Below are 21,226 nucleotides of genomic sequence, written 5' to 3'. Positions count from 1 at the left end.
GATTATACCCGCGAATATAGGAAAAAAGACGTAGATGTTCTCGAAAATTCAAGACAACAAAAGCTAATAAGATAAATGAAAAGAGGTTACAACAAAAAGGAGCCACTTTATAAGCGGCTCCTTTTCGTTTCCTTACATCTTATATATCGTTATGAACAGCGTAATGAGCGTCCTAAACGCAACACGGTAGTCTTTGTGATACCGTTCAATTCGCAGAGTTTACTAACAGAAGTACCGTATCTTTTAGCGATAGCGCCAAGCGTATCACCGGATTTAATACGATGATAAACCGAAGTAGCCTCCACATCATTCATTGTATTCGTGTCTTCTCCTAAAGAAGCGGTAGCGGAAGAACTTGCCTGTACCGTGATTTTCTTAGAAGATGCGGAAGCAGTCGATTTCTTTTGAGTTTGAGCTTTTGGAGTCGCTTTAGCCGCGGTTTCCACACCGGCACTACAACGAATGGACTGGCCGATACGTAACATAGAAGTAGATTTCAATCCATTTAAACGACAAAGCTCATTCACTGTCGTACCATATATACGTGCGATTTTACCTAAGGTATCACCGGATTTTACACGATGGTACACCATCTGACTATTGGAAGATGTATAGATATTGCTCTTACGTCCGTTAATCTTGACGTTACGAAACACATATTGATCCTGATGAGGTATTGAGTTCTCGAAGTCAATAATATCAGCCGGGTTAATAGCCTGTCCAAGAAAACGAGTCTCAAAATGCAAATGAGATCCCGTAGAGCGTCCTGTATTTCCCCCTAAAGCGATCGGATCTCCAGCCCGTACGATATCGTTCACACCTACTAAGAATTTAGATAAATGACCATATACAGTCTCTAAACCATTCGGATGGCGAATCACAAGATAATAGCCATATCCCCTACGCTCGAAATTCTTGATACGCACCTTGCCGTCAAACGCCGCACGGATCGTATCTCCAATTTGCACTTTCAAGTCTATCCCCTTATGCATCCGTCTACGGCGAGGACCATACTTTGAAGTGACCCTTGTCATAGAGTCCATAGGCAAGACAAAAGTAGAACAATCGATTACGCAAGAATCCGGCATATCTACCTTTTTACCCCGGAAAGGATTCACCCATTCATTTGTCCATTCGCCATATAATTCATCGGCAGGGAACATCAAGTTCTCTCTCGCCTCCAACTCCGCTTTTTCATTAATCTCCGCAAGCTCCTTCAAAGCCATATCTTTCTTAAAGCCAACACGGTCAGCCATTAACTCAGATACACGCTTGTCCATAAGTTTGTGGGTTGGATGATTGGGAGTCTCCGGAGTTTCCGGTTTCACCGGGTTCTCCGCATTAGCAGTCGATACCATCACAGCGGCACAACAAATGAATAGAAATGTCCTTATACTCATTTTTTGATAACTTTCATTCTTATAATTCAGGATAAAACGGCAATACCCGACATCTCTGCCTGATTGTCAACTTGTCAAAGTTCGGAAATTTGAATAAGCCGACAAAATTGATTAACGAAAAATTTCTGCAATGACTTTGAATAAAAGCAAAACAAGCGAATAAACAAGCTAAATATCAAAGACTTACAGAACAATATGTTTCACAACATATTAGCTAATCATTCCCCAATTTATCTTCCTTGTGAACAGAGTTTTGAGCCTTTCGCTCAATATCCGGTGCTGTTCGGACAATAATTCGGGGTCTTCGTCAAGAACTCCTTGAGCGATATCCCGCGCATACTGAAGTATTTGTCCATCGGCCGCCAAGTCCGCTATTTTAAGGTCTATCCCCTCGCCACTTTGTCGGGTACCTTCCAAATCTCCATGTCCCCGGAGACGGAGATCCGCCTCAGCGATCTCAAAGCCATTCGTACTGTTCACCATAATCTCCAATCGCTTACGAGTATCATTACTTAGTTTATAGGATGAGACCAAGATACAATAGGATTGTTCAGCACCACGTCCTACCCGGCCACGAAGCTGATGAAGTTGAGAGAGGCCGAAACGTTCAGCACTCTCGATCACCATGACGGATGCGTTCGGCACGTTCACGCCAACCTCTATAACCGTAGTAGCCATCAAGATTTGCGCCTCGCCGGAGATAAACTTCTGCATCTCGGTATCCTTATCCGCCGCTTTCATACGGCCATGTACCATACATACCTTATATTCAGGGAAAACCTCCTTGAACGTCTCAAAACCGGCCTCCAAGTCTTTATAATCCAGTTTCTCATTTCCTTCAATCAACGGATATACCACATAAACCTGACGCCCCTTTTGTATCTCTTTCCGAAGGAACTCATACAATTGCGCCTTTTTATTATCATAGCGATGAAGCGTTTGTATCGGTTTACGTCCCGGAGGTAACTCATCGATCACCGATACATCCAGATCCCCATACAAAGTCATCGCCAAAGTACGGGGAATCGGGGTAGCCGTCATCACCAGCACATGCGGCACGATAGCGTTCTTCATCCAAAGGCGTGAGCGTTGCTCCACACCAAAACGGTGCTGCTCATCGATAATCGCTAATCCCAACGAAGAGAAAACCACCGTCTCCTCAATCAACGCATGCGTCCCGATCACGATCTGGATCTCACCGCTGGCAATAGCCGGTAATATCTTATCCCGCTCCTTCTTCTTGGTAGATCCAGTCAAAAGAGCGACCTTCACGTCCATATCTTTCAGGAATCCCATGATCGTCGCATAATGCTGGGTCGCCAAGATCTCGGTAGGAGCCATCATACAAGCTTGGCAATGATTATCTATCGCCAATAGCATAGACAATAAGCCTACCAAAGTCTTGCCACTCCCCACATCACCTTGCAGCAGGCGATTCATTTGCCGCCCGCTACCCATATCGATCCGGATCTCACGGACTACCCGCTTCTGGGCGTTCGTCAACTCAAAAGGAAGATACTCTTTATAGAACGTATTGAAATAATGGCCGACCGTCGGGAATATGATCCCTTTTAGCTTCAGTTTCCGAACACTAGCAGTACGTAATATATTTAATTGTATGAAGAAAAGCTCGTCAAACTTCAAACGTAACTGGGCATCACGCAACTTAGCGGCAGATTCCGGGAAATGGATATTCCGCATCGCCTCTGTCATAGACATCATATGGATCCGTTTCAATACGTCGGGGGAAAGCGTCTCCGGAAGTTCCCAGTTCAGCCAGCTTAACAACGTATATTGCAGGTTCTGGATCGCCCGGGAATTCAAGAAAGATTTCTTCATTTTCTCCGAGGTATTATAGAAAGGAGTCAAGCCATTCGCCACTTGATCAGCTTGCTCCATTGAGTCGATATCCGGATGCGGTATGTTATAGGTATGCCCGAACTCCGTAGGCTTTCCGAAAACTATATACTCAGTATTGGGACGATACTTATCCGTCACATAATTCAAGCCCTTGAACCAGACCAAATCGATCGTGCCCGTACCATCCGAGAACTTACCAACCAGCCGTTTACTCCGCCCCTCGCCTAGCGTATCGAAATAGAGAATCTGGCCTTTCAACTGGATATAAGGCATATTCCCGCTGATCTCAGCTACTTTATAAAACCGGCTGCGATCTATATATTTATAAGGAAAATAAAAGAGCAAGTCCTCATACGACGATATCCCCGCTTCCTTTTGCAGGATATCCGCCTTCTTGGGTCCTACTCCCGGCAAGTACGTAATCGATCGCTTATCAAGGTCCAGCATAACGTCTATGAGTTTTTAGGGTTTACCGGGCAAACATCGCTTCCGCTATTAACAAATCAAAGGGCGTGGTAATCTTGATATTCTCACGATCACCGGGAACCGTATCAATCGCATGCCCCATCGCCTCCACCACGGAAGCGTCGTCCGTAAATAAAGACGAATAAGGTTGCTCATAGGCTTTTGTCAATAATTCCAGAAGGAAGACTTGCGGGGTTTGTACAGCCATATAGCGGGAACGGTCCACCGGATGGCTCCCTTTTTCATCTGTCTCACGCAGGGAATCAATCATCGGAACAACCGGGATAACGGCTCCCGTGACAGCCGCTTTATCAAAGCAGGCCTCAACAACCTCCGGAGAGACGAAAGGACGAACGCCATCGTGCACAGCGACCAAACTCAGACCGCTATCCTCCTCCCCCTTCCGACGCATCTCCGCCAAAAGCCAATCCAACCCATTCTTAACCGAGAAGAAGCGAGTATCTCCCCCTTTCACGATCGCATGCGGGACCTTGCAGCCGATTTCCTTGCAAAGCATATTCCAATACGGCTGATGATCCTCCGGAAGCACAAGGATTATACGTGCGGAAGCATCCCAACGATGAAAAGCCTCTAAGGTATGCATCAAAAGAGGTTTCCCCCGCATAGGAATAAACTGCTTCGGCAGATCTCCACCCATACGAAGCCCTTTACCCCCGGCAACGATCAAGACGTACTTATCCATCAATCCAATTCCTCCAAAACTTTTTTAACTTCCTCATCCACTTTATACAGCTTCTCCTTGCAGAGCTTGATCAGACGGGTAGCTTCTTTTACCTTCTCGGACAGGATATCGACATCTAAGTCTCCATTCTCGATCTCAGCCACGATCTTACGAAGTTTCTCGATCGCCTCGTTATATGTTTCTTCTTTTTTCGCCATATTAATTATGTATTTATCGGACGGTTATAAAACCACCCTCTATGGTTTGATAATACTTTTTATTTCACCATCGATGAAGCGAGTCGTCAGTTCTTCGCCGGCTCGCAAATCAGAGGCATGTTTGATAATCTTGCCATCTTTCAAGGCTAAGCTATAGCCTCGCTTTAAGATATAATCAGGAGAAGCCATCTTGATAAACTGTTCCGTAAGCTGGATAAAACGCACATCCTCGGAGAGTTTAGAGGTAATACCGTTTCGCAAGCGAAGTTCCGTATTCTCAAGCACCGACTGGCGGCGTGATAACAAGCCCGATGCCATCGCAGGTAAACCACTCGCGATTGTTTGCAGTCCCGAACGATTCCGCTCGATCCGGCTTGTCACGATAGAGGGGAAACGGGTAGCGACCAATTGCAAATAGTTTTTCTGGCGGGATAGAATATCCATAGCCAATAAACTCACGTCTTGACACAAATTCTCCAACTCCTCACCTACGCTATCCATTCGAGAAATAAGGAACTCAGCGACAGCGGTCGGTGTCTTCATCCGGGTATGCGCCACCAAATCTACGACCGTATCATCCCGTTCGTGCCCGATACCCGTGATAATCGGTAAAGGGAATTGAGCGCAATTCGCCGCCAACAGATAAGAATCGAAGCTATTCAAGTCCGAGGTAGCCCCACCCCCACGGATAATCACGACCACATCAAAAAGATCTTGATGTTGATAAATCCGGTCTAAAGCCGCTATTACAGAAGCCTCCGTCCGTTCTCCTTGCATCAAGGCGGGGAATAATTTGGTATAGAACGGATAACCTCCTTTATTCCGTGTCAACTGATTCATAAAATCCTCGTAGCCGGCAGCCGTCGGAGAAGTAATGATAGCGATTCTCCTAGGAAGTAGCGGAAAAGGCAATTCCTTATTCAGCGTAAAGACCCCTTCCTCCTGCAATTGGCGGATAATCTCCATACGCTTACGCACCATATCCCCCAACGTATAAGCCGGATCGATATCAAGCACCGTAAGGCTCAATCCATATAACTCATGGAACTCAACAGACACCTTCACCAACACTTTCAAGCCGGAAGCGAACATCTGACCGGTCTCCATCTCGAAATAAGGTTTCAACATACGAAATGTCTTCGCCCAGATAGACCCTCGTACCTTGGCCACCAATTGCCCGGTCTGCGCATTCTTCTCCACAAACTCCAGATAACAATGTCCGGAAGAAGTATTCACCCGCACATCGCTCATCTCCGCACGCACCCAGCAAGTCTCCGGGAAAGCCCTCGACAACGCACCCCGTATGCGGGTATTCAGCTCTAACAAAGATAGAGCCTCTTTCTCACCCGATAAGTTATTTAGATTCGGCCGCATATTTACGCTCCTGTTTATAAGCTTTGTACACATCCGGGATGCCATATCCCAACTCAGCGTCCGGTTGCTCAAACTTACTGCCGAAACGCTGCAAAAGAGAGATTATATCCTTATTCGTCAGACTGGGAAACGCTTGCCATAGACAAACACCCAACCCCGCTAAGATCGGCGTAGCGAAAGAGGTACCGTTCGCGTAACGGATATTCCCCGTAGGATCTATCACGCAACAGCCCGTACCCAAGGCAACCACATCCGGCTTCACCCGGTAATCCGCTGTAAAGCCGACAGAACTGAAATTACTTTTCTTCTTACGATCCGTGATAGCGCCCACTGTCAATATATCCGGGGCATCCGCTGGAAAGGTTATCTTTCCCCAGCTACCGCCCCCCTCGTTGCCGGCGCTACTAAACAACAAGATCCCTTTTGATGAAGCCATCTTAGCGGCACGACTGATCAAGGAAGTCCTCCCGTCCAATTGATCTTGATGATAGTTCAGGGCCTCTACATCAAAAGAGAAATACCCCAACGAAGAAGAGACCACATCCACTCCCACGCTATCGGCAAATTCCATAGCTGCCGTCCAATAATCCTCCTCGATGGGAAACTCCGAACGGCTATCCTCGCTCTTTATCAGCCAATATTCGGCTTGGGGAGCCGTACCGACCATCAAGCCCGGCGCATCAGCGGCCAAGCAAGATAAGACCTTCGTCCCATGATCATCCCCGATGAAAACACTTCGACCGGGGAAAACCACGTTATGCGTTCCTAATAACCGCAAGGAATCAAATACGCTGATCCGATCCACGTTCATGAAACCGGCATCGACCACGGCCACACGCATACCCTCACCCTTAAAGCCTGCCTCATGCAATTTGATACCGTTCAGCATCTTGATCTGCTCCTCGGCATAACCGTAAGGCGATTTCTCAGGTTTATCTATTGGCATAAACCGTGTCGTATCTTTCTCCTCCCTAGGAATATCGATTTCCTCGTCACCTTTCCAGACCCATTTCACGGAATCCACGATCGGGAGGCGCGAGAGACGCTCAGCGACCAAGCTATCCGGACTGGACACCACGACCGTAGAGAACCATTTACTCTCCAGCACCGGTTTTCCTCCATTGGCGGACAAGGTATCCAGATAAGCTTGAGCGATCGGCAAATCCGATTCCGACACCGATATACCTTGCCGGTTCCGTCGCTCGACAGACTCCTTGGAAAGATATTCCTCCGGGTTATCCAGCGTATAACCGGAATCCCCTTTATCTTTCAAATACACCCGAAAACGAAAACTTTCCCCGGCATGTACTCCCAAAGAAAACAAACTGAATACGAAAACGAATATTCCTATATATTTACTCATAGAACCTCACACAATTACGAATTACAAAGATAGATGATACCGCCGAATAAACAAAAAAGCCCGGCACTGGAATAGGCCGGGCTCATGTATAATTCTTCGTCTTATTCATTGATATTACAAATAGGGATCTCACGTTTAACACTTTGGCGTAAAGAAATCAAGGTCTCTGTAGCCGTAACACCCGGTATCTCCTGAATCTTAGAGTTCAAAAGTTCCATCAAGTGCTCGTTATCACGGGCATACAGCTTGATCAGCATCGTATACGGACCCGTAGTGAAATGGCATTCTACCACTTCGGGTATTTTCTCGAATTCCGGGACAACATCCTTGTACATAGATCCACGCTCCAATTTCACGCCGATATAGGTACATGTATTATACCCCAATATTTTAGGATTGATGTGATACCCTGAGCCAACGATCACATTCATATCAATCATGCGTTGAACCCGTTGATGAATAGCTGCACGAGATACACCGCACTCCTCGGCAACATCTTTAAAAGGAATCCTAGCATTCTTTGAAATAATGTTCAATATCTGCCGGTCCAGTTTGTCTATCTTCTCCATTTTAAATTCGCTTTATTATATGCATTCAGATTTAATGTATCAAAAGTATATAATAAATTTGAATCATATATCATTCTGAAAGAAAAAAGTAATCAATAAATAATAAAAGCGGGCAAAAAATGCTTTTTAGCATAATTTGCCCGCCTATTATCTTACAAACGTTCCGTTTCTATTTCTTCGCTACTTATTCTTTTACGATGTCAAGCAACTCAACCTCGAACTTCAATACGCTGTTCGGTTTGATATCTTGTCCTGCGCCACGTTCGCCATAAGCCAACTCAGCCGGGATCCAGAAGATATATTTAGAACCGACCGGCATGATCTGCAAGCCCTCAGTCCAGCCCTTGATTACTTGGCCAACACCGAACTCAGCCGGCTCGCCACGATCCACGGAGCTATCAAACTTAGTACCGTCCAATAGAGTTCCGGTATAATGAACTTTTACCTTATCGGTAGCGGTTGGCTTCGCGCCTGTACCTTCTTTCTCTACCTTATATTGCAAGCCGCTCTCAGTCGTGATAACGCCTTCTTTTGTCTTATTCTCCGCCAAGAACTTATCACCCTCTTCTTTTGTCTTCTTAGCCTCGCGAGCCTGAGCCTCTACGAAGTAAGTCTGCAAATATTGTTGAGCCTGTTGCGGATTCATCTTCATCGCAGAAGAATCCCCTTTGATAGCTTGGATAAAACCAGCGATCAAATCATCTACGTTAGCCTCGCCACCCGGCAAAGTCTTTAAGTTTTCCTTATAACCGGCACCTGTGCTGATACCAATAGCGTAGCTTGCGCTATCGATGGAAGTCTTCAAGCTCGCGCTTTTGTGAGAATCACCGCAAGAGGTGAAAGATGCGCCCATTGCTACAATCACTGTAGCGACTAATACACTTAACTTTTTCATTTTTCTTTAACTCTTATATATTATTTTTCGATATCTAATAACTCAACGTCGAAGATCAATGTACTATTCGGCTCGATAGCCTCACCTGCCCCACGCTCGCCATAAGCAAGGTTAGACGGGATAAACAATCTCCATTTAGAACCGACCGGCATCAACTGCAAGGCCTCTACCCATCCCGGGATTACCTGTGAAACACCGAATACGGCAGGCTCGCCTCTCTGTACGGAGCTATCAAACACCTGACCGTTGATTAACGTACCGTGATAGTGGCATTTTACCTTATCGTTCGCCGTAGGTTTAGCGCCTGTACCATTCTTCAGCACCTCGTATTGCAAACCGCTAGGCAACTCTACCACACCAGCCTTATGCTTATTGATAGTAAGGAACTCCTCACCGGCTTTCTTATTGATTTCCAGTTTCTCTTGTTGAAGCTTCATGAAGTAATCATTGATCACTTGTTTTGCCTCATCATAACTAAGAGCAGGTTTTGCCTCTGTTAAGACGTCATTCAATCCCTGTACAAAATCTTCCACTTGAAGATCCTTGATGCCTGAGTTCTGGAAATTATTTCCGATACTTAAGCCAAGCGCATAACTTACTTTATCCATTCTTTTTTCTTGTTCAACTAATTATAAGCCACAAAAGTAATGCTTTTAATCGTATAACAGCATTTTGTAAGAACTTTTTATTTCATTCAAATCTTTTTAGAACAAACAAAAGACATACATCCTCAGTCTTTTCCCTATTCCCCATATAATACGACATTGGTTATCCATGCAAAAACATTGGCTATCAATTTGGAAGCATCATTATTTATCTCTCCTGAAGTATTATTTATCCGGTTATCTTTTGTACCTCCAGTCCCAGATGAAGAATTCCCCAAATCCGTATCTCCTATATAAACGATCCGTCTCGAATAGTCTACTCCTAATACGATACCACCAGCCTTCCCAGTCAAGAGTGGCGTGATTCCTTTTGCCGACTCAGTGTTCAAAAGTATCTCACCATGATAGGCATCGTAGTTACGAAATGAGAAACTCGAAGAGACCGGAGTATAAGATCCACTTGTAAAAGGTCCAGTAGAAGTGAAGAAACTATTATCCGCACTTGATGGAGCTACGGTAAACTCACCATTATTGACAGTCAAAAATTTTATATTGCTATTTCCTCCTAAAAATTCATCGATCAGATATTTACTTACATCCGCAGCGTCATAAGAAGCGATTAGCACACGATTCTTTTTTGCATTCAACCAATTATGTACTTTCTTCGCATCTTCATTTCCAAAATAACCATTGCTCATATAATGGACATATACGACATCAAAAGCAGCAAAAAGGGCATCTGTCAATCTATTATTACTAACGTTGGACCGTATCAGATTATACCCTCCACAGACGACATTCCCGTTCGGACCGAAATTACTTTGATTATCCAATATGCCTCTTAAACCGTCTGCACGTGCGTCGGGAGGTACCGAAGCAACAATATTAGTACCTAAACTGCCTAAGCCGACATTAAATGTCAACAAATTAATTACCGTATTGGCTGCTACGCTATATTTTTGCTTGATCGCCACCAAGATTTTCCACCGATGAGCAGTAATGACAAAGTTCTGGACCGGCCCAGCATCGCCAGACATATTATTCTGTAAGGCCGTTACAACTAACTGGCTGCCGTCCAGATTCTTTTCTACGGTAAAATAATCATTTGACAATGATTGCCCCTCACTTCCAATCGGCATACCATTCTCATCCGCCCACTGTAATGTGTAGTCGGACAAGTCGGTAAACACCTCTATAGTAGCTTTAGAACCAGCCTTATTCTTCAATATGATTTCACGGGAGGAAACTCCGAAATGATGCTCTCCGTCAAAAGACATATCGATCGTATTATCATCCCATTGTCGCACTTCTGCCACAATATGTGCAGACTGATTGTTCGCCGCATCGTCAGGATTATCCCATCCGGGAGCGGAAACCTTTTTCACATTAAATATATATTTGTGATTACGCAAGATTTGCCCAAAAGCATTCTCTTTATTGTCCGGGTCAAAATCCATACGATAATAACTCATCTTTTCACTTCCATTATAGTAACCGCCTACAACGATACACGTCGCACTGCTCACCCGGTCGCCTTCGGCTGGAGAACTGACCTCCGGCAAATAAAGTTGTGCGGAGAATTCATTCCGATCCTCCTCTGAGACCGAAAACATACGGCTGCTTACATTTGCCATACTTCCGTCGGGAACGCTTGGTGTCGTTACTTTCATAGAACCCGTTTCATTGGGAATCACTTGCAGCGAATTATTAGCACGATATGCTTTTACTCCCGCCAGTTTAAAATTTGCAGCTTCGGTAGCAACAACATCCACACGGGCTATGGAGCGCAACATCTTTATCCCGGTGATTTCTTGCATTTCGGTGGATGACAGTCCGGCAGGAAATTTATATTCGCCATACATCGGGAAATTGGAAACTAAATTATCAAACTCCCGATTTATCTTCTTTTTTACGACCTCTTTACTATCGTCCAACGACGGTTCATTGGAAACAACAGTTTCGTCAGTATTTGCCAAAATAAGCAATTCCACAGGCAAGGAGGTTGATTTCAGAAGTACCGTGAATGTTGTTTGTGCCATATTACTACTGATAGATATGCCAGGTACCCGATACCGGTATTTCTGGTCCTCAAATACCAATACCTGAACTTCACTAATCAAAGACTCATGAGTGGGCTGATCAATCTCAGCTTTTGTCTTAGAATAAACGGTAGAAGACGGACTCGTTATTACCAATCTCATTTTTATACCACCTACATCATTTCCGACAGATATCCCTGTCTCGTCATTACAGGATATAAAAAAAAGAAAAACGACCAGGATATATATAAATTTTCTCATGATGCATTTTTCAGATAGAACACAAATCCTCCTCCCTTTGTTCCATCAACCAAACTCATTGTCTTTTAAAGAATTTCCATTTCCCAAGAAAATATAACTATTTGGACAGAACGGGTGTTCTATAGGACAACCGGGCCAAACCGGATGAATTAAATAATAATATAAGTATTCACTAAAAAATATAGGCATATGAAAACAAACAATTTGTATATTACGTTATTTGCGGCATTAGCTATCACTGCATGCAGTAAAGATAACGAGCTTCCTCAAGGATCTGCTAAAGACCCGAATGCCGATATGCCGGACGCATATACCTCTATCGCTATCAATATTCCCCACACCACTATGACGAAAGCCGCTTCGGGCCGTGCCATTGATCAGGGAATAGCGGACGAGAACAAGGTCAAGACCTTACATGTATTTATCTACGATACCGATGCCCCAAATACTCCGACAGTTGCCGAATTTACGGTAGACGACAATTCTCTTGCCCCCAAATCTCCCGGTAGCTCCACTTGGGTAACAAACAGAGCTATCAAAACTAAAAAAGCCGATAAATATATTTTTGCAGCAGTGAACCTCAATACAGATATGGTCAACTATATCACAGCCAATGGACTCGGATCATTCAGTTACAATCAATTTGCCCAAGAAATCTCGCAACTGGCAGATCTGACAAATGGCTTTGTCATGTTCAACACGAGTTATCCGGAAAGTACCCCGGCTGCAAACTTATATGAAAATGAAAGCCTTGCCCAAACGAATCGCATGGCTATACCGGTTTCCCGCGTTGTAGCGAAAGCAGCAGTATTCAAAGCTAATGACTTTGTTGTAAACGGAGGAGGAAACATGACGGAGATAAAATTCGGTTGGAGGAACTTGAATAAAAAGTTCTATTTCATACAGGATAAAAGAGACGGGATTATCAAGGACTATAATTGGGAAAATTATTCCGTATCGGATTTCGAAAGAGGGTCGGACGCCATAAACACCTATACTTCAACGGACGATCCGGTCACTTTTTCCTACGCACCTGAGAACTCATTCAAATACAGCTTGGATCAAACAGAAGTAAACGGAACGACTTTTATTAGTGTCAGCGGAGTGTTTACGCCAGATAAAGTAATATCGACTTCAAATCCCAGCCCAACCCAACCGGCAGATTTTGCGATTATCAGTAATCCCAATAATTCCGACAAAACATTCTATGTAGTCAGAACAGCCGACGGTATTGCCAACTATTTTGTAAATGGGACTATAGCACAACAATATGCCGATCTTTGCAGTAAAAATACTCCGGGGATGCCTCTTTACAACGGAACATACATATTGAATGAGAATACATTTACAAATGGTATCTGTTACTTCCACATTTTCGTCAATGCCAATGCTACGTCACCTCAAGCACCTTATAACGTTTACCGGAATCAGTATTTTAAGGTAAACATCCATAGCATACAAGCTCCGGGAAATCCTTCAGACAATTTCGATACCGGAGAGGTGATTAAATCAGAAACATGGATAAGTACTGATATAGAAATAACTCCATGGGAAGTCTATGAAGAAGACTATGATCTATAGCCCACTATCTATGAATTCTTAAAATTTATCTGTGAGATGAAAGCCTATTTAAAATGGATAGTATTAATTACATGGTCGTTCACGATGACGAGCTGTATAAAAGAAAATTTACCTGAATGCATTCCGGACAATACCGGCATCGTTCTTAAATTCCGGTATCCGACCGGTACAAATACCCAAAGTAACAAAAATGGGGTTGATCGGTTATCTGTATTCATTTTTGATGACAAAGGTATTTTCGTTTCACAAATAAATGATTCTCTGATATGGATCGATGATAATTACGAATTGGAACTTCCTTATAAACAAGGAAGTTACCAATTTGTAACATGGGCGGGTTATAACGAGGCAACCTACGGAATAACAACATGCATACCGGGTCAAACACATATAGAAGATTTTTTCTTATTCCTGAAACGGGATACGGATAACCGAGTTACAGATCAGCCCAAGTTACTATATCATGGGATACACGAGACTGTAGCATTGGATGAACACGAAAAAATGATTGCTTGGATAAATCTAAAACAGATTACAAATCATATCCGTGTTATTGCTCATAATTTGGATAAGGACATATCTCATAACATCTATATTGAAGACAACAATGGTAAATATGGATATTCATCATTGTTCGCCCATGACGATCCGATTCTTTATATACCTGTTTATATGAGGGTCGCAAAAGAGAGTAATACGTTAACCGCTGATTTCAATGTAATGAAACTTGATAAGAACCGGATACCACGTTTACAGATAGTGGATGAAACAAATACAGTTTGCTACGATGAAAACCTTATCGGAGAACTTCTTGGGAAAAATCCCAATATTAATTTAGAAAATGAACATGATTTTACAATTGAAATATCATTCAATGGTTATAGTCCGATCGATATAAAAATTAACGGTTGGGATATAAAAGAAAGCGATGAAATGTAATTATTCATCGCTTTTTCAAGATAAAGTCGTAACTTCGTAACTATTAATATATACATCTATACATTTTAAACAAGTAACAGATGAAAAAGTTAGTCATACTTACCGGAGCGGGAATGAGCGCGGAAAGCGGCATCTCCACTTTCCGTGACTCGGACGGGTTATGGGAGAAATATCGTGTAGAAGAGGTAGCTACACCAGAAGGCTTCGCCGCTAACCCAAAATTGGTTCTCGACTTCTACAACCAGCGTAGAAGAGAGCTATTGAATACGAAACCTAACGCCGGTCACCTCGGCCTAGCCGCCTTGGAGAAAGATTTCGACGTACGGATCATTACCCAGAATATCGATAACTTACATGAACGTGCGGGTAGCAGCCACGTGATCCATCTGCATGGAGAGTTGATGAAGGCATGCTCCGTAAGGGATCTGGACACGACCTACGATCTATCACCGGAGAACCCGGATATTCATCTGGGTGACAAGGACCCTCACGGAAATCAGCTACGTCCTTTCGTCGTATGGTTTGGAGAGGCGGTACCCATGATAGAGCCTTCCATCAAGCTGGTGGAAGATTGTGATATCTTCGTGATTATCGGTACCTCCTTAAACGTCTATCCTGCCGCCGGATTGCTAAACTACGTGCGCCGGGGCCAACCGATCTACTTGATCGACCCGAAAGATGTACGTACTTATCGCAACGATATTGAGCATATACAGGCCGGGGCCTCGGAAGGGGTCAAGAGGCTGACCGAGTTGCTTACGCAGAATTAAACAATTCATACACTCATTAGGTCTGACGAAGGCAAGTATAAAAACGAAGTCCTCGGCATGCGAACACATTGCCAAGGACTTGTTTTTTTATCCGCTTCCATCCTCACGGAAGTACTTACGGATGAACTTTAATTTATTACTTTAGTATTAATATTAATCCAATTCCCGCCTGTTCATCCGTCACGGATTACTTGGATCGATACCCGCACGGGAATCGTATGATTATCTTATTTCGTTTATTTCTTATTTCACGATTGCCTTTACAGCTTCCTCGCCGTCAACAGCTACCGCTACGATAGATACGCCTTCAGCGTCAGCGCCTTCGATAGATGTTACCATATCCTCAGCGTCAGTCTTCTGGTATGCGTTGAAGATCAAGGCACCGTCAGAACCAGTCTTAGCGGCATTGAATTCAGAGTCGCCACGAGTCAATACCAAACAACCGTTTTGCATCTTCAACCATGCGGCGTAAGAATGTACGCACGTACATTAAAAGCAGCTTATTTCCCACTTCCAATAATCTATTTATTATTTACTCTCAACACAGACTATTTCGCTCTAAGTTATTTATCTAATGCCGGAATACTTTCAGTGTAAGCCTGTTTTGAGACAGGTTATATTCAGCAAGAATCCACCTGTCAGTAAAACAACAGTTATACAATCCTTTTGACCGAAATAAAGCGCATATCGTGACATAGCCTATTCGTAAAAGAGGCAAGATAATGGGAAAAAGGAGGTTGTAAGCGGCGTTTTATGCGGCAAAGTACTACTTTTTACACACGAGTATCGACAAAAGCCTACGCTATCGGTCGTGTTTGGCAACGCCAATAGTGCCGTTGGGCATCGTGAATAGTCAAGAATAGGGTCGTGAACTATCAAGAATAGCCATCATAACCCTGTCACTTCCCTATCGTAACCCATTGAGATAGGTTTTTCATCCCATAAAATAGGAATTAGGATGAGCTAGTTTCGCTAGAACAAAAGAGCATCTTTTGATATCCAACTATCCAACAAGCGATTAAATATATTTTAACTCAAATTTAAGAGTAGACTGTACATTCCCCCGCAATAATCGATTCTACGGGCGTTAAGATTACAAACTGTCAAAAAGAAAGAACTCGACACTAGGAGCCATTGGCTATCAATTCAGTCAAATAAAACAGCCTCTTTCCTTATTTCTTCTCCAATATGACTATATATTCATTGCACATCGTACTAACCTTCTTCCCTGCCACATTAGTAGGACTTGTTTTGGAAGGCATCCTTTTGTTAGGTATTTCTCTAACAATAGTATCGATATGTGTAAAACCATTCTTCTCAAACATTTCAGCAGTAAAGTAATCTAATGGAATTTGAACCCCCTTAACCGTTCTGTTCCCTACGACATAACAAACGACTCCACCACTCTTTATTACAGATGCGACATTCTTTATAGAACAGCTATAATCATTAAGAAACGAGACCACTTCCAAATTTCTCTTTGGGTCAATGCTCTTTATTTCGTCCAGTTCAGATTTAATGCTTTTAGTCTCAAAAAGTTCCTCTTTCTGAACTCGTCCCCCCATTAGGAGATTATCTAGTGTTTTAGCATTTTCAAAATTGAACCATTCATTTGCCCACCTTGAAAATTGTCCATAAGCAACGGTTGTTCTACTATCGCCATAAGGCGGAGAGGTTACAACCATATCAACACTATTCGGCTGTATTATATCGGAAGGGATTTCTATAGTACTATTAAAGTCATAGATATCTATATTACATGGATATTTTATACTATTAAACTCCTCAAGTCCATTTATATTTCTTATAACCTTTTCTTCAAACAATCGAAAGACATCCGGTTTGAAGTCTTTAATTTTCTCTTCCTTCATCCTAAACCGCTTAAATTCTCCATTCCTCGTAAACGATACCTCTCTAACAGTCTCGGAAAGAGGGACTTTAAAGAAATCAGCGAAATCTAAAGCCACACATTCATTAATTACTTGATAAATATAAGAAAGGCGCAAAAGGCTATCTCTGGAATACCAATAAGTATAATTAGAAATATTATCGAAATTCTTATTCTTGACCTTATCTTCAGAATACTCAAAGAACAAGGCTTGCATCATTGAAAAAGTATCTCTGATACAAGATAAATCATAATGGGTTGTTTTTACATGGCTCATCAATCTAGCCAATGGATTAAGGTCTGTTCCTATCGCGTTTATACCTTTTATAGAAGCCTCAACTAACGATGTACCGCTTCCCATATATGGATCAAAAAGTAGCTCAACTCCATCCTCTGGCTTATATTCCTCTATTAGAGCTCTTGCTACTTGGGGAATCATCATCGCAGGATACGCATGATAGCAATGAGTAAATTCTTTGGTATCGGCATCCTTAAAGCTCCACCTATTATCAATCGTTCTTTTGTACATACCTTCCTTACTTATATTATGTGAGTGCAAATATACTCAATTGCTCACATATTGTGAGTACACAAGCATATATAAAACTATATTTTTGGGCAAAAATAACAATAATGATTAGAAAGACCGAGTATCAACTTGAAATCATCCTTAAGATAAAGGAGCTAAGAGAGGCCAACAATGTTAGCCAAAAAGAGTTGTCGAATCTCCTCGAAGTGGCTCCGGGCTTAATAGGAAGTATAGAAAGCCCTAAATTTCCACATAAGTACACCCTTAGTCAGATCTATAAAATATGCCACTATTTCAACATTACCATAGAACAGCTATTCATATCAGAGGAAGATTTTTCCAAAGATAGAGATATTATTGACTTACTCATATTTAATATAATACGTTATGGAGAATAAGGATTTTATTATTTCAAAGTTCAAAGAGGTTAAATCCTTGGAATATGTTCCAAGCAATAGAGCCAACAATACTGGGATTGGAAAAACATTTGAAGATTACATCGGAGTTGTCGAGAACAATTTAGACGAGCCCGATTTAGCTGGATTCGAAATAAAATCTCATCGCGGCGCTTCATGCTCTTACGTTACCCTATTCACTAAAAGCCCCTCATTTCCCAAACGTGCGAATGCTTATTTAAAAGATAAATTTGGCACACCTTATGAAGATGCACCATCTATAAATAGCTTGCATACGTCTATGTTTGCAAATAGCTATAACACATATATGAAGAAATATTCTTTTAAACTCCTAAACAACCCTGTCGCCAAGACAATATTAATAGGAGTATTTGACTTAAATACAAAAGAGCTGTTAGATTGTAGCGTAGGTTACACCTATCAAGACATTCAAAAAGCACTAACAAAGAAGCTAAAGAACTTATTATATGTAACTGCCCAAACGAAAAAAGAAGGAGGTAAGGAACTCTTCTACTTCAATAAAGCCGATATATATACAGAGCCATCATTTGAACGTTTTATATCACTCTTAACCGATGGGAAGATAATGTATGATATAAGAATCGGGAGCTATAAATCTGGCCCCAAATATGGTATGCCGCACGACCATGGGAGTGGATTCAGAATATTAGAGGCTAATATCAGACTATTATATTCTGATCACGAAACCATAGAATAAAACAAGCTACGCTTCATTTGTTGGCTTCTGTATCAAGACCGGAGACAAATACCATAGGGTTTCAACGATAATAGGATCAATATCCCAACCGGATATTATCTACCCAAAAGGTATTTCCCGGAGACCCTATGTATGAGCCTCCGTGACTGGAACAGAACTCTAAGATCATATGGGTTACCTCATCGTCCTCCGTTCCCCAGCCGATTTCTTGGATGGGCACATTCTTGCCTTTGCTGTTCAAGCTATAACGGGCGGACTCACCGAGTTGAAACCCCATATATTCTTCATAATCGCTACGTTTCGTGATATCGCCGTATAAGATCGTAAAACTGGCATCGTTTACCCAATCCGTATTTTCATCCATCCGGATTACCAGCGTACCGATACGCTTAGCATATATGTTCCCGTCCTTATCTTCCCAACGCTTCTGAAGAAAGAGATTCACCAAAGGCATATCAATGCCATTTACCTCCGATCTCTTGCTAAAACCACTCAATTTAATACGATTGGGATCACCGGAGAGTTTCACCTTATAATCGAATAACAAGGACGTAGGTTTTTGGTGAAACGGGATACCGCAAACGATCTGCCCCCACGTCTCCGAAGAATTCTTCGCCGGTTCCAGAAAACGGCCGAGATAGAGGCATCCACCGACCAGCACCTTCACGTTCATGATACCCATCGCCGAGATCGATTCTATACCCGTCTCCAGCCGTGCGCAATACCCCTCATCCCGTCTTTCGGGGTAGACACTGACGCTAGCTTTCGTAATCCCGCTCACCCTTGCCATCACGTTAGAACTGCCCCAAGGCGAAGCTTTCGGCTCAAAAGGTTTATTTCCGATAATCGTATCCATAGGGCCAACGCAGTAAAGAGTCTTTGTCTCCTTCCCGATAATAGCCGATTCCGTGATCTTACGTACCACCCACTGATCCAGATCGCCATAACGGATCACTTCCGTCTTTCGCTGGGCATATAGCGCCATACTCATCCCCAAAAAGACAAATAAATAGCCTAACCGATTATTTACTACCATAAGTTACCCCCCTATCCAAATCCTTTTTTATTTTTGCAGCGAAATTAATTAGAATTGATAACACAAGGAAGGTCCGTATAAAGAATTTATTCGGATTATCCATGATAAATAACAAACGACGTGAATAAACCCATGGCAGAAAAGCCCCGGACACCCTCCATCGCGATCTCTTTACTACCCGTAGTGACATTAGTCATCATGCTGGCCGTAGCCATCTATATTTTCCGGGGCGATTCCCTTGGAGGAGCCAGCCAAATCGTCTTATTGATAGCCACCTCGATCTGCTCTTTGATCGCCGTCTTTCATTGCAAGATCAAGTGGGAAGATATCGAGGGGCAAATCGCCCGTAACATCTATGGGATCGCACCGTCTGTCATCATCCTTTTATTGATCGGAACCCTATCGGGCAGTTGGATGGTAAGCGGGATCGTGCCGTCCTTGATCTATTATGGGTTGCAAGTCATGCAAACGGATTTCTTCCTCGTGGCCTGTTGCCTGCTATGCAGTATCGTATCGGTTATGACGGGTAGCTCGTGGACTACCATCGCCACCATCGGGATCGCCTTGATCGGGATTGGCGAGGCGCAAGGCTTCAGTACGGGGTGGGTAGCCGGAGCGATTATATCGGGCGCTTATTTCGGGGATAAGATGTCGCCGTTATCAGACACTACGGTATTGGCGGCCTCCGTAACGGACACGCCCCTTTTCACGCATATCCGGTATATGCTTTATACGACCGTTCCCTCTATGATCGTCACACTGATCGTATTCAGCATCGCCGGATTCTCGAGGGAGGCAGCGGACGCATCCCAGATAGCCACTTTCTCCGAAGCCTTGAAAGGCTCGTTCCATATCACGCCTTGGCTTATGATCGTACCGATCGTTACCGGAATCATGATCGCCAAGAAGACACCTTCGATCGTGGTGCTTTTCGCCTCCTCCATACTCGCCGGAATATTCGCCTTGATCTTCCAGCCAAACGCCTTATTGGAGATTTCCGGGATCACGGATAGCGGGATTATCGCCTATATCAAAGGCCTGCTGATGACTTTCTATGACAGCACGCAGATACAGACCGGCAACGAGGCCCTGAACTCTCTAGTCTCTACCCGGGGAATGGCCGGGATGATGAACACGATTTGGCTGATCATTTGCGCCATGTGTTTCGGCGGGGCCATGTCCGCTAGCGGCATGCTGGAAAGCATCACACGTATCTTCTTGCATTTCATGCGAGGCCGTACCAGCATGGTCGCCTCTACCGTCGTGTCCGGATTATCCTTGAACATCTGCACGGCGGACCAGTTTATCGCCATCATCCTGAACAGCGAAATGTTTAAAGAAGTATATAAGCAACGGGGATTCGAGAGCCGCCTGCTTAGCCGGACAACGGAAGACTCCGTCACCGTCACCTCCGTGCTGATCCCGTGGACGACTTGCGGTATGACACAATCTACAATCCTTGGCGTATCTACTTGGACTTATTTCCCTTATTGCATCTTTAATATCGTCAGCCCGTTTATGAGCATTCTTATAGCGGCAACCGGTTATAAGATCGTCCAAAAGACTGTGAAATAAGGAAATCAATCTATAATTCATAGCGTTATTCAAGGTATTTTTA

At 43.3% G+C, this 21,226-nt stretch carries 19 protein-coding genes; 6 read left to right on the top strand and 13 right to left on the bottom strand.

Translation table 11 applies throughout. The features are described 5' to 3' along the window. Window positions 1-149 precede the first annotated feature (149 nt). The 10 genes from CI959_RS09110 to CI959_RS09065 form a co-directional block, all read right to left on the bottom strand. Complete coding sequence (locus CI959_RS09110) at window positions 150-1,400, bottom strand: M23 family metallopeptidase (RefSeq protein ID WP_011966948.1); 1,251 nt, start codon at window positions 1,398-1,400, stop codon at window positions 150-152. Between the two features lie 210 nt (window positions 1,401-1,610). Continuing rightward, complete coding sequence (recG, locus tag CI959_RS09105; RefSeq protein ID WP_005860973.1) at window positions 1,611-3,707, bottom strand: ATP-dependent DNA helicase RecG; 2,097 nt, start codon at window positions 3,705-3,707, stop codon at window positions 1,611-1,613. 22 nt (window positions 3,708-3,729) lie between these two features. Beyond that, window positions 3,730-4,428: a 2-C-methyl-D-erythritol 4-phosphate cytidylyltransferase gene (locus tag CI959_RS09100; RefSeq protein ID WP_057316895.1), complete on the bottom strand. Its 699-nt coding sequence runs from the start codon at window positions 4,426-4,428 to the stop codon at window positions 3,730-3,732. Beyond that, complete coding sequence (gene xseB, locus CI959_RS09095) at window positions 4,428-4,625, bottom strand: exodeoxyribonuclease VII small subunit (RefSeq protein WP_005860969.1); 198 nt, start codon at window positions 4,623-4,625, stop codon at window positions 4,428-4,430. Before xseB ends, CI959_RS09100 begins: the two co-directional genes overlap by 1 nt. A 39-nt stretch (window positions 4,626-4,664) precedes the next feature. Beyond that, window positions 4,665-5,999: an exodeoxyribonuclease VII large subunit gene (gene xseA / locus CI959_RS09090; protein WP_009018425.1), complete on the bottom strand. Its 1,335-nt coding sequence runs from the start codon at window positions 5,997-5,999 to the stop codon at window positions 4,665-4,667. Next, window positions 5,980-7,362 carry a S8 family serine peptidase gene (locus CI959_RS09085; protein ID WP_005860964.1) on the bottom strand — a complete coding sequence of 461 codons (1,383 nt, stop codon included), beginning with the start codon at window positions 7,360-7,362 and terminating at the stop codon, window positions 5,980-5,982. Before CI959_RS09085 ends, xseA begins: the two co-directional genes overlap by 20 nt. Window positions 7,363-7,463: 101 nt before the next feature. Continuing rightward, window positions 7,464-7,931 carry an Lrp/AsnC family transcriptional regulator gene (locus CI959_RS09080; RefSeq protein WP_005860962.1) on the bottom strand — a complete coding sequence of 156 codons (468 nt, stop codon included), beginning with the start codon at window positions 7,929-7,931 and terminating at the stop codon, window positions 7,464-7,466. Between the two features lie 184 nt (window positions 7,932-8,115). Continuing rightward, window positions 8,116-8,826 carry an FKBP-type peptidyl-prolyl cis-trans isomerase gene (locus CI959_RS09075; protein WP_005860960.1) on the bottom strand — a complete coding sequence of 237 codons (711 nt, stop codon included), beginning with the start codon at window positions 8,824-8,826 and terminating at the stop codon, window positions 8,116-8,118. 20 nt (window positions 8,827-8,846) lie between these two features. Further along, the gene (locus CI959_RS09070) at window positions 8,847-9,434 is read right to left on the bottom strand and encodes an FKBP-type peptidyl-prolyl cis-trans isomerase (RefSeq protein WP_005860958.1); all 588 of its coding nucleotides are present in this window, start codon (window positions 9,432-9,434) and stop codon (window positions 8,847-8,849) included. A gap of 134 nt (window positions 9,435-9,568) precedes the next feature. Then, window positions 9,569-11,731: a DUF4906 domain-containing protein gene (locus CI959_RS09065; protein WP_011966949.1), complete on the bottom strand. Its 2,163-nt coding sequence runs from the start codon at window positions 11,729-11,731 to the stop codon at window positions 9,569-9,571. A gap of 189 nt (window positions 11,732-11,920) precedes the next feature. Here CI959_RS09065 and CI959_RS09060 point away from each other — a divergent pair, with 189 nt between their 5' ends. From CI959_RS09060 to CI959_RS09050, 3 genes are all read left to right on the top strand, one after another. Continuing rightward, window positions 11,921-13,312 (top strand): Mfa1 family fimbria major subunit, encoded by a 1,392-nt coding sequence (locus tag CI959_RS09060; RefSeq protein ID WP_009018428.1) that lies wholly within the window; start codon window positions 11,921-11,923, stop codon window positions 13,310-13,312. Between the two features lie 36 nt (window positions 13,313-13,348). Continuing rightward, on the top strand, window positions 13,349-14,251 hold the full coding sequence (locus tag CI959_RS09055) for a FimB/Mfa2 family fimbrial subunit (RefSeq protein ID WP_009018429.1): 903 nt from the start codon (window positions 13,349-13,351) through the stop codon (window positions 14,249-14,251). An 80-nt stretch (window positions 14,252-14,331) separates the two neighbouring features. Continuing rightward, window positions 14,332-15,021: an NAD-dependent deacylase gene (locus tag CI959_RS09050; protein ID WP_009018430.1), complete on the top strand. Its 690-nt coding sequence runs from the start codon at window positions 14,332-14,334 to the stop codon at window positions 15,019-15,021. 243 nt (window positions 15,022-15,264) lie between these two features. On the opposite strand, the gene CI959_RS09045 is transcribed toward CI959_RS09050, so the two are convergent. Beyond that, window positions 15,265-15,474 (bottom strand): hypothetical protein, encoded by a 210-nt coding sequence (locus CI959_RS09045; protein WP_041525591.1) that lies wholly within the window; start codon window positions 15,472-15,474, stop codon window positions 15,265-15,267. A gap of 719 nt (window positions 15,475-16,193) precedes the next feature. Continuing rightward, window positions 16,194-17,438, bottom strand: coding sequence for a hypothetical protein (locus tag CI959_RS09040; protein WP_005860946.1), 1,245 nt, complete (start codon window positions 17,436-17,438; stop codon window positions 16,194-16,196). A 104-nt stretch (window positions 17,439-17,542) separates the two neighbouring features. Between CI959_RS09040 and CI959_RS09035 the strand changes: the two genes are divergently transcribed. Together CI959_RS09035 and CI959_RS09030 are read left to right on the top strand one after the other, a co-directional pair. Further along, the gene (locus CI959_RS09035) at window positions 17,543-17,836 is read left to right on the top strand and encodes a helix-turn-helix transcriptional regulator (protein WP_005860945.1); all 294 of its coding nucleotides are present in this window, start codon (window positions 17,543-17,545) and stop codon (window positions 17,834-17,836) included. After that, window positions 17,826-18,572, top strand: coding sequence for an MvaI/BcnI restriction endonuclease family protein (locus CI959_RS09030; RefSeq protein ID WP_005860943.1), 747 nt, complete (start codon window positions 17,826-17,828; stop codon window positions 18,570-18,572). The genes CI959_RS09035 and CI959_RS09030 overlap by 11 nt, the downstream gene beginning before the upstream one ends. A 76-nt stretch (window positions 18,573-18,648) precedes the next feature. Here CI959_RS09030 and CI959_RS09025 read toward each other — a convergent pair whose 3' ends face one another. Beyond that, a complete protein-coding gene (locus CI959_RS09025; protein ID WP_005860941.1) occupies window positions 18,649-19,608 on the bottom strand; it encodes a PCMD domain-containing protein in 960 nt (319 codons plus the stop codon). Window positions 19,609-19,740: 132 nt separating this feature from the next. Here CI959_RS09025 and CI959_RS09020 point away from each other — a divergent pair, with 132 nt between their 5' ends. After that, entirely contained in the window at window positions 19,741-21,183 is a 1,443-nt protein-coding gene (locus CI959_RS09020; RefSeq protein ID WP_009276401.1) for a Na+/H+ antiporter NhaC family protein, read from the top strand. The last annotated feature ends 43 nt before the right edge of the window (window positions 21,184-21,226 follow it).

The sequence above is a fragment of the Parabacteroides sp. AT13 genome (genome assembly GCF_002272965.1).
In the GTDB taxonomy this organism is placed as follows: Bacteria; Bacteroidota; Bacteroidia; order Bacteroidales; family Tannerellaceae; genus Parabacteroides; species Parabacteroides distasonis.
This window is presented reverse-complemented; position numbering and strand designations above follow the sequence as displayed.